This is a genomic window from Promicromonospora iranensis (genome assembly GCF_028994775.1).
Lineage (GTDB): Bacteria > Actinomycetota > Actinomycetes > Actinomycetales > Cellulomonadaceae > Promicromonospora > Promicromonospora iranensis_A.
The window spans coordinates 77,781-91,813 of the sequence record NZ_JAJQMN010000006.1; the positions used below are offsets into that span (position 1 = coordinate 77,781).

General features: G+C 72.1%; 10 protein-coding genes. All 10 read right to left on the bottom strand.

The features are described from left to right. Positions 1–88: 88 nt before the first annotated feature. The 10 genes from LUU90_RS12500 to LUU90_RS12545 all read right to left on the bottom strand — a co-directional run bounded on the left by LUU90_RS12500 (position 89) and on the right by LUU90_RS12545 (position 13,422). The gene (locus LUU90_RS12500) at positions 89–880 is read right to left on the bottom strand and encodes a polyphenol oxidase family protein (RefSeq protein ID WP_342470133.1); all 792 of its coding nucleotides are present in this window, start codon (positions 878–880) and stop codon (positions 89–91) included. A 37-nt stretch (positions 881–917) separates the two neighbouring features. Continuing rightward, entirely contained in the window at positions 918–2,270 is a 1,353-nt protein-coding gene (gene ftsZ, locus LUU90_RS12505) for a cell division protein FtsZ (RefSeq protein WP_275003758.1), read from the bottom strand. 294 nt (positions 2,271–2,564) lie between these two features. Continuing rightward, positions 2,565–3,524, bottom strand: coding sequence for a cell division protein FtsQ/DivIB (locus LUU90_RS12510; protein WP_275003759.1), 960 nt, complete (start codon positions 3,522–3,524; stop codon positions 2,565–2,567). Between the two features lie 101 nt (positions 3,525–3,625). Continuing rightward, positions 3,626–5,137: a UDP-N-acetylmuramate--L-alanine ligase gene (murC, locus tag LUU90_RS12515; RefSeq protein ID WP_275003760.1), complete on the bottom strand. Its 1,512-nt coding sequence runs from the start codon at positions 5,135–5,137 to the stop codon at positions 3,626–3,628. Next, positions 5,134–6,297, bottom strand: coding sequence for an undecaprenyldiphospho-muramoylpentapeptide beta-N-acetylglucosaminyltransferase (gene murG / locus LUU90_RS12520; protein WP_275003761.1), 1,164 nt, complete (start codon positions 6,295–6,297; stop codon positions 5,134–5,136). Before murG ends, murC begins: the two co-directional genes overlap by 4 nt. Before the next feature lie 114 nt (positions 6,298–6,411). Beyond that, a complete protein-coding gene (ftsW, locus tag LUU90_RS12525) occupies positions 6,412–7,644 on the bottom strand; it encodes a putative lipid II flippase FtsW (protein ID WP_275003762.1) in 1,233 nt (410 codons plus the stop codon). A 57-nt stretch (positions 7,645–7,701) separates the two neighbouring features. After that, positions 7,702–9,162, bottom strand: a complete 1,461-nt coding sequence (gene murD, locus LUU90_RS12530; RefSeq protein WP_275004041.1) for a UDP-N-acetylmuramoyl-L-alanine--D-glutamate ligase — start codon at positions 9,160–9,162, stop codon at positions 7,702–7,704. 29 nt (positions 9,163–9,191) lie between these two features. Continuing rightward, complete coding sequence (mraY, locus tag LUU90_RS12535) at positions 9,192–10,274, bottom strand: phospho-N-acetylmuramoyl-pentapeptide-transferase (protein WP_275003763.1); 1,083 nt, start codon at positions 10,272–10,274, stop codon at positions 9,192–9,194. Next, the gene (locus LUU90_RS12540) at positions 10,271–11,731 is read right to left on the bottom strand and encodes a UDP-N-acetylmuramoyl-tripeptide--D-alanyl-D-alanine ligase (RefSeq protein ID WP_275003764.1); all 1,461 of its coding nucleotides are present in this window, start codon (positions 11,729–11,731) and stop codon (positions 10,271–10,273) included. The genes mraY and LUU90_RS12540 overlap by 4 nt, the downstream gene beginning before the upstream one ends. A gap of 89 nt (positions 11,732–11,820) precedes the next feature. After that, a complete protein-coding gene (locus tag LUU90_RS12545) occupies positions 11,821–13,422 on the bottom strand; it encodes a UDP-N-acetylmuramoyl-L-alanyl-D-glutamate--2,6-diaminopimelate ligase (protein ID WP_275003765.1) in 1,602 nt (533 codons plus the stop codon). Positions 13,423–14,033 lie beyond the last annotated feature (611 nt).

Genomic DNA, 14,033 nt, shown 5'->3' on the forward strand with positions numbered 1-14,033 from the left:
ATTGCTCGCTAAAAACGACATCCGTGTGATTTCGCAGGTCAGCGCGTTGCTGTCGGCGTGTCGCGGAAGGGCGATACGGGCGCTGACGTCAAATGAGCGCGATGATTCCGGCTTGGCGACCTGTTGTGGTACCGGCGCCGCTGGCCCGGCGGTGCGAGAACAGCCCCGCGTCCTCGAGCGTGCACCGCTCGACGCGGGTCGCCGTGACACCACGCGCGGCGAGCTGCGCGACCACTCCCGACGGCAGGTCGAGGCCCGGTGTGCCCTCGCGGGTCGTCGCATAGGTCTCGGGCACCGCGGCGGACACCTCGTCACGCATCGCGGCGGGCACCTCGTAGCACCGCCCGCACACCGCCGGCCCGACGGCGGCGCGTACGCGCGCCGGGTCGGCACCGCGCGCGACCAGCGCGTCGAGGGTCCGGTGCACCACGCCGGTCAGCACGCCCTTGCGCCCCGCGTGCGCGACCGCGACGACGCGCGTTTCCGGGTCGGCCAGCAGGACGGGCACGCAGTCGGCCACCAGGACACCGAGCCCCAGTCCCCGTTCCGCGGTGACCAGCGCGTCGCCCTCCCCCGCCGAAGCGGGTGGCCGGTGCGCGGCCCACGCGACGCGCTCGGCCGGGCCGAGCTCCAGCACCGCGTCGCCGTGCACCTGTGTCGCGAAGGCCACCGGCGCACCGAGCCGTTCGGCGACCAGCGAACGGTTGACCGCGACCCGCGTCGCGTCGTCGGACACGTTGAGTCCGAGGTTGAGCCCGCCGCCGTCCGACGTCGACCAGGGGGCGGGCGAGACGCCGCCCGTGCCGGCTGTAAAAAAGGCATGTACCCCGTCGCCCATGTCGACGGGGTACATGCCTGCAAGAGTCCGGGTGTCGCTCACGTGTGCGAGAGTACCCGGCGGACGATCGCGGGTCCGGTCACTTCAGGAAGTCGGGGACGTCCAGGTCCTCGGAGGTCCGGCGCGGGTTCTCCTCGTACAGCGGCGGAACCTCCACGCGCTCGCCCTGCTCGCGCGAGACGTCCTGCCGGTTGAACGAGCCCTGCACCACGACGGCCGGCTCGTCCAGCGTGCGCGGCACGTCGTCCGACGAACCCTCGTCGTCGATCACGCGGGGCAGCGTCGACACCGGTGACGGCTGCTGCTGCGCCGGCGGGACCGACGGGGGCATGCCGCTCCCGCTGTGGTGCTCCGGTGCGCGGCGCGCCGCGTCGGAGACGTCGGGCAGCGGCACGGGCGCCGTCGCGGGGCTCCGCGTCGCCGCGGGGGTCGCCACCGCTCCGGCCACCTGGCCGAGCGCACGGTTGTCCTTGCGCTCCTTGGGCAGGCCGCCGTCGAAGCCCGCGGCGATGACGGTGACCCGCACCTCGTCGCCGAGCGCGTCGTCGATGACCGTACCGAAGATGATGTTCGCCTCCGGGTGCGCGGCCTCCTGCACCAGGCGCGCGGCCTCGTGCACCTCGAAGAGACCGAGGTCGCTGCCGCCCTGGATCGACAGCAGCACGCCGTGCGCGCCGTCGATCGAGGCCTCGAGCAGCGGCGACGAGATCGCCAGCTCGGCGGCCTGCACCGCGCGGTCCTCGCCCCGTGCCGAGCCGATACCCATGAGCGCGGAGCCCGCGCCCTGCATGACCGACTTCACGTCCGCGAAGTCGAGGTTGATCAGGCCGGGCGTGGTGATGAGATCGGTGATGCCCTGCACACCGGAGTGCAGCACCTGGTCGGCCGAGTGGAACGCCGCGATCGCCGACACGTTCCGGTCCGACATCGACAGGAGCCGGTCGTTCGGGATCACGATCAGCGTGTCGACCTCGTCGCGGAGGTTCTCGATGCCGCTCTCGGCCTGCACCGCGCGGCGCCGGCCCTCGAACGTGAACGGCCGCGTCACGACGCCGACCGTCAGCGCGCCGAGCGAGCGCGCGATACGTGCCACGACAGGAGCGCCGCCGGTGCCGGTACCGCCGCCCTCACCCGCCGTGACGAAGACCATGTCGGCGCCGCGCAGGACGTCCTCGATCTCCTCGGCGTGGTCCTCGGCCGCCTTCTTGCCGACCTCAGGGTCCGCGCCGGCACCCAGGCCGCGCGTGAGCTCACGTCCGACGTCGAGCTTGACGTCGGCGTCCGACATCAGGAGTGCCTGTGCGTCTGTGTTGATCGCGATGAACTCGACGCCCTTGAGGCCGACCTCGATCATGCGGTTGACGGCGTTCACACCACCGCCGCCGATACCGACCACCTTGATTACTGCCAGGTAGTTCTGCGGAGTTGCCACGTCGTCGCCTTTCGATCGGGTCCCGAGTCCCGACTCTCATCCCTCCCAAAGTCTCAGGTTGAGGTAGAGGGTTAGAGTTATGTCAGGTTGCTGCTGTGTTCGACGGTAAGTGCGTCGTCGAACTGTGTCGAAGACATCGTTGCGCGTGTCGCGCAACGATGCACGCGAGAAATCACACGGATGTCATTCGGGCGACGACCAGTTCGCCCGGCCCTCTCACCCGCCCGACCTGCGACATCACCGGATCGACCTCCCGGGTTTTCGCCCACCGAGGGTGAAACCGGCACGCGACGGTCAGCGCGTGACCGGCAGAGCGGGTGACGAGACGTCGATCGTCGTCGCCGACGGCTCCGCACGCAGCAGCGTCTGCGCCACCTTGGTCTTGAGCTCGACCTGGGCCCCGCTCCCCCACCGGATCACGCGCCCGTCCTTCAACGTGGTCCGCACGTCGTCCTGTGTCGCCGCGCTGACCGTCTGGATGTCGCCCGCGAGGTTCCGCGGCAGCGCGCCCAGCACCTCGAGAGCCGCGTTCATGGCCCGCCGGCCGGCCTCGCCGTTGGCCAGCGAGACGACGATCGACGGCAGGTTGTCGGGCACTTCCTTCGCGGTGCCGACCCGCACGCCCTCCGCGTCCATCAGGGCGTGCACATCCCCCTGCTGCGGGACGGCCGCGACCGGTTCGCGGGAGGTGAGCCGCACCGCCAGGCCGTCGGGCCAAGCGCGCGTGATCTCCACGTCCTTGACGGCGTTCATCGCGAGGATCTCCTCGCGCAGGCCGACCGTGTCGATCCGCGGCAACGGCACGCCCGCCTGGTCCGTCACCGTCTCCCGCACCTGGCCGACGTCGACGGTGGTGCCCTGCCCGGAGACCCGGACCTGCTCCGGGTCGAGCGCGAGCAGCGGCGAGAAGAACGTCGCCCAGACCAGTCCTGTGGTGACCGCCAGGGCCAGGGCGGTCCAGCCGATCCGGCGCCACACGCGGTAGCGGGCCATCGCCGTGCGCTCGGCGAGACGGTCGGCCAGCTGGTCCGACACCACGTCGTGCCGGGTGCCCGACGGCGACGTGCGTGCCATGTCCGGGCGGCTCGCCGGGGTCCTCGGGGGTGCCGTGCGCTGTGACACCTGCTGCGACGCCGGCGGGCGTCTGCCCGGCGCCTGCGCGCCGGACGTCCTGCGGCCGGGCCGGGCCGGCGCGGCGGCCCGCTGAGCGGACTCCTGCGCCGGACCCTGACCCGTGGTGCCCCGGGCGGTCACGCCCGGGGCCTCCTGGTCGTTCGTTCCCTGCTGTGCCGAACCCTCGCCTGCGGGGCGCGGCCGTGCCGTGCCCGCGGCGCGAGGACGCGCGGGCGGTCGCATCAGTCCTCGCCCAGCCCCGGTGCAGCGGCCGAACCCGTGGCGACGCGGCCGTTCAGGCGTGCCAGGACGGCGGGCCCGAGCTGCGTCACGTCACCGGCGCCGACCGTGAGCACCACGTCGCCCGGCCGGGCGAGGTCGGCGATCGCGTGCGCGGCGTCCAGCCGGTCCGGCACCGCGTAGACGGCGCCGTGGTCGGCCATCAGGTCGACGATCGTGTTCGCCGTGATCGACGGGTCGCGCTCCTCGCGGGCCCCGTAGATGTCCGTGACCACCACCTCGTCGGCGGCCGACAGCTCGTGCGCGAACTTGTCGGCGAAGAACTTCGTGCGCGAGTACAGGTGCGGCTGGAACAGGACCAGCACCCTCCCGCCGTCTGCGATCTCGCGCGCCGCCGTCAGGACCGCCCGGACCTCTGTGGGGTGGTGGGCGTAGTCGTCGACCACGCGGACGCCGTCGGCGGTGCCCTTCTCCTCGAAGCGGCGGCCCGTGCCGACGAACGCGCCGACGCCGGCGACAGCCTGCTCGGGCGACACGCCCAGCTTCACGGCGGCGATCACCGCGGCGGTCGCGTTGAGCACGTTGTGCTTGCCCGGGACGGCGAGCCGCATCGGGATGCCCGGCACGTTGCCGGACACGCCGGCTCCGTCGGCCACCTGCTCGTTGGTGCCCAGGATGTCGCCGCGCAGCACGGCGGTGGTGCCCTCCGGCGTCGTCGAGATGTCGGTGACGCGCACGCGGGCCGTGTCGTTCGTGCCGTAGGTGATGACGTGGCCGCCCGTGGCGCAGATCGTGGCGCCCACCGAGAGCGAGCCCTCGTCATCGGCGCAGGCGATCAGCCAGCCGTCGGACACCAGGCGGCGGGCGAACCGGATGAAGGCGCCGTTGAACGCCTCCGGGGTGCCGTAGTGGTCGAGGTGGTCCGCCTCGACGTTCGTCACGACCGCGATGGTCGGCGTGTAGTTCAGGAACGAGCCGTCCGACTCGTCGGCCTCGGCCACGAGCACGTCGGACGTACCCAGGTGGCCGCCCGGCGTCGACCCGTTCGCGGTACGGACGGTGCTGCCGATCGCGTACGACGGGTCGAGGCCCGCCTCGCGCAGGATCGTCGCGATCATGGCCGACGTCGTCGTCTTGCCGTGCGCGCCGGCGACGGCGATGCCGCGCCGCCCCTCCATCAGCGCGGCCAGCGCCTGTGAGCGGTGCAGCACGTTCAGGCGACGGGCGCGGGCAGCGGCGAGCTCCGGGTTGTCCTCGTGCACGGCGCTCGAGATCACCACGGTGTCCACCCCCGTCAGGTGGGCCGGATCGTGACCGACCCACACCTGGACACCCTCGGCCCGCAGGGCCTCCAACGTCTCCGAGTCGGCGGCGTCCGAGCCCTGCACGGGCACGCCGCGCCCGGCGAGCAGACGGGCCACGACGGACATGCCGGCCCCGCCTATGCCGATCATGTGGACGCGTCCGAGCTTCGCGACCTGATCCGTCATCTGATCCGTGACCGTGGTGCTCATGACCTGACCTCCGTGGTGTCGGTACCTGCTGACCGTACGGCTTGCTCGACGAGATCGACGACACGTGCGGCGCCGTCGGTGGTGCCGGCCGACCGTGCGGCCTTCGCCATGACACCGAGCCGCTCGCGGTCCGCGAGCAGCGTGGGAACTTCTCGGGACACCCAGTCGGGTGTCAGGTCCGCGTCGTCCACCAGCAGGCCTCCGCCCGCCTCCACCAGCGGCGCGGCGTTCAGCCGCTGCTCGCCGTTACCGATGGGCAGCGGCACGTAGACCGCGGGGATGCCGAGCGCGGCCTGCTCGGCCACGGAGCCCGCGCCGGAGCGGCAGACCACCAGGTCGGCGATCGCGTAGGCGAGCTCCATCTGCTCCAGGTACTCACGCACCTGGTAGCGCCGGTCGTCGAGGGCGGGGACGGCCGCCAGCGTCTCGCGCACCTCGTCGCTCTTGCCCTTGCCGGTCAGGTGCAGCACCTGCGCCCCGGCGGCGAGGATCTGGGCGGCGACGCCGGACACCCCGCGGTTCAGGTTCACCGCGCCCAGGGAACCGCCGGTGACGACGAGGGTCGGCAGCGCCGGGTCGAGGCCCAGCTCGGCGGCGGCGCGGGCGCGGGCGCCCGCGGCGTCGGCCTCGCGCTCCTGCACGAGCGCCGCGATCGCCTGCCGCAGCGGCAGGCCCGTGAGGACGCCCCCACGCAACGGCGTGCCGGGGAAGGTGAGGCCCACGCGGGCGGCCCACCGGGCGCCCAGGCGGTTGGCCAGGCCGGGCCGCGCGTTCTGCTCGTGGATCACGATCGGCACGCCCTTGCGCCGGGCCGCCAGGTACGCCGGCGTCGCCACGTACCCGCCGAACCCGATCACCGCCTGCGCGTCGATCTCGTCGATGGCCTCCTCCGCGGCCCGCACCGCGGCCGTCAGCCTGCCCGGCAGCCGCAGCAGGTCGGGGCTGGGGCGCCGCGGCAGCGGCACGCGCGGGATGGGCCGCAGCTCGTAGCCGCGGGCCGGCACGAGCTCGGCCTCCAGGCCCGTCGTGGTACCGAGCGCGAGCACGCGCGCACCGGGCTCCCGACGCCGGACCTCGTCCGCCACCGCGAGCAGGGGGTTGACGTGTCCCGCGCTACCGCCACCGGCGAGCACCACCGACACAACTGCTGAGCTCATCATCACCTTCTCGTCGTCGCCCGGACGAACGGCCCGGGCGGATCGGTGCGCGGCGCCCCACCGTGCGAGATCCGAGGTGCCGGAACTCGTTCACAGCTGAAGCCACCGTGCACATTTCTACCGTCTACGAACCGCGCCGCCCAGCACAGCCAGTGACTTGCGCACGACGCTACCGCGTGCAGCCAGTGCCTTGGCAGCCCCTGGCTCGGTCCGGGCGAAAGAGATCACCATTCCCAGCGCCGCCATCGTGGTGATGAGCGCGGAACCGCCCGCGGACACCAGCGGGAGCGGCACACCGATCACCGGCAGGACGCCGATCACCACGCCGATGTTCACGAAGGCCTGACCCACGATCCAGCAGGCGACGGCGGCGGTCGCGACCTTGACGAACGGGTCGGTGTGCCGCCGGATCACGCGGCTCATCGCGATCCCGAGCACGGCGAACAGTGCCAGCACCAGCACCGTGCCGAACAGTCCGAGCTCCTCGCCGATCACGGCGAAGATGAAGTCGTTGTGCGCCTCGGGCAGGTAGTTCCACTTCTCGCGGCTCCCGCCCAGCCCCACTCCCCACAGCCCGCCCGTGCCCAGCCCGAAGAGGCCGTGCAGGGACTGGTAGCAGTCGGAAGCAGCGTCGCACTCGGCGCCGTAGGTGGCCACGATGCGCCGGAGCCGGTCGCCGCCGTCCTGCTGGAGGATGAACACGTATCCCACGACGAATGCCGCGAGCACACTCCCGAGCGTCATGAGGGACATGGGCACGCCGGCCACGAAGAAGGCGCCGGCCACCAGGAGGCCCATCACGAGCGCCGTACCGAGGTCGCCTCCGCCGAGCACGAGGCCGAGGACCACCACCGCGCCCGGCACGGCCGGCAGGATCGCGTGCGACCAGCTGCCCAGCAGGGCCTGCTTGCGACCGAGCACCGTACCGAGCCAGATGGCGAGGGCGAGCTTGGCGAGCTCCGACGGCTGGAACCGCACCGGCCCGAACACCAGCCAGTTCTGCTGGCCGTTGGTGATCTCCCCCATGAAGATCACCAGGACGAGCAGCACCATCGCGATCGCGAGACCGGGCAGCGCGAGCCGCTTGTACCAGCGGACCGGCAGGTGCGCGGCGACCAGGAGCACGGGCAGGCCCATCAGGGCGTACTGCGCCTGGACCAGGAAGGCCGCGTACGGCGACTGGTCCGCGGCGATCGACGTCACCGTCGAGCTGGACAGCACCATGATCAGACCGATCACGGTCAGCAGACCGGTGGTGCCCACCAGGAGGTAGTAGCTGGAGACGTTGGAGTTCCACTGGCCCAGCCAGGAACGCGCAGGAGCGCCGCGGCTCGTTGCCGTCGTGGCCATCCCTGTCCCCTCCTACCCCCGTGCGCGAGCAGCGCCGTCAGCCCCCGAGCCCGTAGCTCAGGAGGTGAGCTCACGCACCACGCGTGCGAACTCCTCGCCGCGCTGGGCGTACGAGGCGAACTGGTCCTGCGACGCACCCGCCGGGGCCAGCAGCACGGTGTCCCCCGGCTGGGCCAGGTCCCGCGCTGCGGCTACCGCCCGGCGCATCACCGTCCCAGTGTCACCGGGATCGATCACCACCACCGGGATATTCGGCGCGTGTCGGGCCAGCGTGTCGGCCAGCGGACCGGGGTCCGCCCCGATCACCACGGCGGCGCGCATGCGGTCGGCACGGGACGAGACGAGCTCGTCGAACGTCGCGCCCTTGGACAGCCCGCCGGCGATCCACACGACGGTGCCGTGGGCGAAGCCGGCCAGCGAGGCGGCCGCGGAGTGCGCGTTCGTCGCCTTCGAGTCGTTCACGTACGTGACGCCGTCCGCCTCCGCGACCCGCTGGATGCGGTGCTCGCTCGGCCCGAAGGACCGCAGACCGTCGCGGACGGCGGACGCCGGCACACCGTGCGCACGCGCCAGAGCGGCGGCGGCCAGGGCGTCGGCCACGATGTGCGTCGGCACGACGCCGCCCTGGTCACCCAGCTGCTTCAGGTCGGCCAGGGTGCCGAGCTCCGCGGCGCTCTTGCGGCGGTCGGGGTCGTCGGTCGCGGTGTGGAAGGCACGGTCCACGAGGACGTCGTCGACCAGGCCGAGGTCACCCGGGCCGGGCGTGCCCACCACGAAGCCGACGGCGCGCGCGCCCTCGACGACGTCCGCCTCGCGCACCAGGTCCTCGGTCGTCCGGTCGGCGACGTTGTAGACGCAGGCGGTCCGGACGCCTTCGTAGATGCGGCCCTTGTCGCGCGTGTAGGCGTCGATGGAGCCGTGCCAGTCGAGGTGGTCGGGCGAGACGTTGAGGACCGCGCCGGCCTCCAGGGACATCGTGTGCGTGAAGTGGAGCTGGAAGCTGGAGAGCTCCACGGCGACGACGTCGAGCGTGGGGTCGAGGGCCGCCTCCACGAGGGACCGGCCCACGTTGCCGACGGCGGCGGTGCGCAGGCCCGCCGCGCGCAGGATCGCCACCAGCATCTCGACCGTGGTCGTCTTGCCGTTGGACCCGGTGATGCCGAGCCACTCCGCGGGCTGGTCGGAGCCCAGACGGTCGACCCGCAGGCGCCACGCCAGCTCGACCTCGCTCCACACGGGCACGCCCGCTCCCAGCGCGGCGGCGACGACCGGGTGGTGCGGCGCGAAGCCCGGCGAGGCGACCAGCAGGTCCGCCTCGGCCAGCACGGCCGCAGCGCCGTCGGCGTCCAGACTGCTGTGGTCCGCGTCGTCGGCCTTGTCGTCCACGGTGACCAGGGACGCGACACGCGGCGTCAGGACCCGCTGGAGCGAGCGTCCGGTGACGCCCAGCCCCGCCAGGACGACACGGGCCTCGGCCAGCGGGACGCTCGGTTCGACGGCGCCGTACGGGTCGGGCACGTCGTCGGGCAGACCGGTGGGCGAACCGGTCACGAGGCGACCCACTCGGCGTAGAAGATGCCCATGCCCAGGCCCGCGAGCAGGCCTGCGATGAGCCAGAACCGGATGACGATCGTGACCTCGCCCCACCCCGACAGCTCGAAGTGGTGCTGCAGCGGCGCCATCTTGAACACGCGCTTGCCCGTCATCTTGAAGTATCCGACCTGGATCACGACAGAGGAGACGATGAGCACGAACAGGCCGCCGATGATCACCGCGAGGAGCTCGGTCCGCGACAGGATCGACAGGCCGGCCAGCGCGCCACCCAGGGCGAGCGAGCCGGTGTCGCCCATGAAGATCTTGGCGGGGTTGGCGTTCCACCACAGGAACCCGACGCAGGCGCCCGTGACGGCGGCGGCCACGATCGCCAGGTCCTGCGGGTCACGCACCTCGTAGCAGCGTGGTCCCGCGGTGGCAAGGAACTGGCACGACTGGTTGAGCTGCCAGATGCCGACCAGCACGTAGGCGCCGAACGTGATGATCGAGACGCCCGTGGCCAGGCCGTCCAGTCCGTCGGTCACGTTCACCGCGTTGGACCAGGCGGACACCAGCAGGTTGGCCCAGATCACGAAGAGGATGAGACCGACGGTGGCGCCGGCGAACGCCAGGTCGAACTCCGTGTCGCGCAGGAACGAGATCTTGGTCGACGCCGGGGTGCGCGAGTTCTCGTTGGGGAACTGCAGCGCGAGCACCGCGAAGGAGACGCCGACCACGCCCTGCCCGATCAGCTTGGCGCGCGGGGTCAGGCCGAGGGAGCGCTGCTTGCGGATCTTGGTGAAGTCGTCGAGGAACCCGATCAGGCCCAGGCCCGCCATGAGGTAGAGCGCCAGCAGCGCCGACACGCTCGGCAGCCGGCCGGACACCAGCATCGAGGCCGCGACCCCGAGCACGGTCGCGGCGATGATGACGACGCCGCCCATCTGGGGCGTACCACGCTTGGTGAAGTGCCCCGTGGGGCCGTCCTCGCGGACGAACTGGCCGTAGTTCTTGTGGACCAGGAACCGGATGAAGACCGGGGTGCCCAGCAGGGCGATGAGCAGCGCCACTGCGGCGCTGACCAGGATCGCGATCACTTGTTGTTGTCCTCTGTGGTCCGAGCAATCGACAGGTGGTCCCCGAGCTCGGTCAGCCCGGCACCGAGGGACGACTTCACGAGCACGACGTCGCCGGGCTCCAGCGACTCGTCCAGCATCGAGCGGGCGGCGGCGATGTCCGGGACGAAGATCGACTCCGAGCCCCAGGACCCCTCCTGCATCGCGCCCTCGTGGATGTGGTAGGCACCCTCGCCGACCACGATGAGCTGCTTGATGTTCAGCCGGACCACGAGCCGGCCGATCTCGTCGTGCGCCGCGCGGGCGCCGTCGCCGAGCTCGAGCATCTCGCCGAGCACCGCGACCGAACGGCGGGTCCGGCCGGACACCACCGCGAGGGTGCGCAGCGCCGCCTTCATCGAGTCCGGGTTCGCGTTGTACGCGTCGTCGATCACGGTGACGCCGTCGGGCCGCTCGGTGACGGCCATGCGGTGCGGGCTCAGGGCGGTGGCCTCGGAGAGCCGCTTCGCGACGTCGGGCACCGTCACGCCGAGGCGCAGCGCCACCGTCGCGGCGGCGAGGGCGTTGCTCACGTGGTGCGCACCGACGAGCTGCAGCGCGACGTCGGCGCGCTGCTCGTCGGTCTCGCCGGCGCGGGTGACGCGGAGCGTGAAGCTCGCCCGGCCCATCGGGTCCACGGTGACGTCCTCGGCGCGGACGTCGGCGGACGGGATGGTGCCGAAGGTCTGCACGGTGGTGCCGGGGGCGGCGCGGTTCGCCATGGCGACGACGCGCAGGTCGTCGGCGTTGAGCACCACCGAGCCCCCCTCGACGACGCCCTCGACCATCTCGCCCTTGGTCTGCGCGATGGCCTCGACGCTGCCGAAGTGGCCGACGTGCGCGACGCCGACCGCGAGCACGACGCCGACGTCGGGCGGCGCGATGCGCGTGAGGTAGGCGATGTTGCCGACGCGGTCGGCGCCCATCTCGAGCACCAGGTAGCGCGTGGCCGCGGTGACCCGGAGGACGGTGAGCGGCAGGCCGATCTCGTTGTTGAACGAGCCCTTGGGGACGATGATCGCGTCCTCGCCGCCCGCGGCCGGGGTCAGCAGCTGGCCGAGCAGGTCCTTCGTGGTCGTCTTGCCGACCGAGCCGGTCACGGCCACGACCTGGGGCACGACGCCGCCGTCGGACCCGCTGCGCACCGTCGCCAGGACGTACCGCGCGAGCTCGCCGAGGGCAGCCTGCGGGTCGTCCACCACGACGGTCGGCAGGCCGTCCAGCTCGCGGGACGCCAGTACCAGCGCGGCACCCGCGGCCACCGCGGTGGCCGCGAAGTCGTGGCCGTCCACCCGCTCGCCCGGCAGGGCCACGAAGAGGGCACCAGGTCCGGCGTCACGCGAGTCGACGATCACCGCCCCTGTGACCGTCACGTCCGGGTCGGCGTGCAGCCGCCCGCCGGTGGCTGCGGCGACCTGTGCCGCAGTCAGCTCGATCATGCCTGTGGTGTCCTCTCCTGCATGGGGTCCTGCTCGGGGTCCTGCTCGGGTTACACGTACCGCTGGCGTCGCACGGAGTGCTGCCGGCCCTACACGTTCTGCTGAGGCTGCCCCGTCCGGGCGGCCAGCGCTGCACGCGCCTCGACACGGTCGTCGAGCTGGTGGTCCACGCCGGCGATCTCCTGGACGGTCTCGTGCCCGCGGCCCGCGACCAGCACGGTGTCGTCCGGGCCGGCGGCGAGGATCGCCGCGCGGATGGCGTCCGCGCGCGGGGCGACCTCGCGGACCTCCACGGTACGCGAGCCGCCGCCGTCCGCCGCATCGACGGTGCGCCCGGGCGTGCCGTTCGGCCCGGTGCCGGCGAGGACCTCGGCCCGCACCTTCGCGGGGTCCTCGTCGTGGGGGTCGTCGTCCGTCACGTAGACCACGTCCGCGCCGCGGACGGCCGCAGCACCCATGAACGGCCGCTTTCCGGGGTCGCGGTCACCCGTGGCGCCGAACACGACGGCGAGACGGCCGGTCGTCGTCGGCCGCAGGGCGGCGAGGCTGAGCTCGAGCGCCTCGGTGTTGTGCGCGAAGTCCACGACCACGCGCGGCGCGGTGGCGAGCACCTCCATGCGGCCCGGGACCGTGGCGCTCAGGCCGTGGCCGGCCGCCAGCGCGTCGGTCACGTCCCGGATGTCGGAGCCGCCCTCCAGCACCATCGTCACCGCGAGCGCCGCGTTGGCCACGTTGTAGCCGCCGGGCAGCGAGGTAGAGGTGCGCAGGGTGCGCCCGTCGCGGTGGGACAGGGTGAAGGCGGACCCGGTGCCCGACGGCGCGACGTCGGTCACGGTCCAGTCGGCGTCCTTGCCCGGGAGCGTGGTGAGGGTCGCGACGGGGATCTGCGCGACCTCGGCCATGCGCTCCCCCCAGCTGTCGTCGACGGTGATGACTCCCCGGCGGGCGCGGGCGGGCGTGAACAGGTCGGCCTTGGTGGCGAAGTACGACTCGAAGTCGCCGTGGAAGTCGAGGTGGTCCTGGGTCAGGTTGGTGAACCCGGCCACGCCGAACACGACGCCGTCGACGCGGTGCTGCGCGAGGGCGTGGGAGGAGACCTCCATGGCGAGCGTGCGCACGTGGTCCTCGCGCATCGCGGCGAGGAGGGCCTGCAGGTCCGCGGCCTCGGGCGTGGTCAGGACGCTCGGGATGACGCGGTCGCCGGAGCGGGTCTCGACGGTGCCGATGAGGCCGCCCTTCCACCCCAGGGAGCGCAGCAGGTGGTCCAGCTGGTAGGTCGTGGTGGTCTTGCCGTTGGTGCCCGTGACGCCGAACGTCATCAGCTCCTCGGCAGGGTTGCCCAGCACCCAGGCGGCGACCTGGCCGAGGATGGCGCGGGGATCCTCGTCGGCGACGAGGACGGGCACCGTGCTGTCGGCGGCGATCAGGTCGGCCCCGCGCGCGTCCGTGAGGACCGCGGTGGCACCGCGCGCGACGGCGTCGGCGGCGAACTGCGCACCGTGCGCACGGGCGCCGGGGACGGCCACGAAGAGGTCTCCCGGCCTGGCGACCCGGTTGTCCGAGGCCACGCAGGTGACCGCGGCATCGGCGGGATGACCTGGGGCGATGGTGAGGCCGAACGCGACGGCGAGGTCGGAGACCTGGCGCGCGGTGGTGGCCGCCGGACGGATCCGGTCGAACGGGGATGTCACGGAGTAGAACCTACCGCGTCCGAGGGTAGGGGCCTGTCCTGTCTGTGGGTCTTGGGTGGTGGTTGTGGGGTGGTCCGGGTACAACCGGGGGCCTGGCCGGAGCTGGCCCTGCGATCCCATGCCACCAGGATTCCTCCCGACCAGCGGTCTCGTAAGACGCAATCTCGCTGAGTACGTGCGTCACGAACTTGTCCGGAAGTCGGACGGCGTGATCCGTCACGTAGTGGACCAGTCCGTCAGGCCACACGAACGTCCCGTCACTCAACTCCAGATCTCCGTTGTTGCAACCGCAGATCCGGCATGGCGAGTAACCCATATAGGCCCTCACCACGAACCCTCGCCGCAAGTAGTCCGCCACCTGGTCGCGCGTATCAGAGTCCCATGTCTCGTCGAAGAAATCACCCGGCGATGGCCAACCCGCAGCCCGCTCACCTGCCCAGTAGCCGATCAGAATCAGCTCGGGTCGCACCACGCCCGCTCACCATCGCAGAGAGTCGAATAAGCGCCGGACCGTCGGCCAAGTAACGCCTGTTCCATGCGCATCACGTTCCGTCCTGATCTGTTTTCCGTCCGACGCTGCCTGTGTACAGCGAGCCCAACGGAATCAGCAG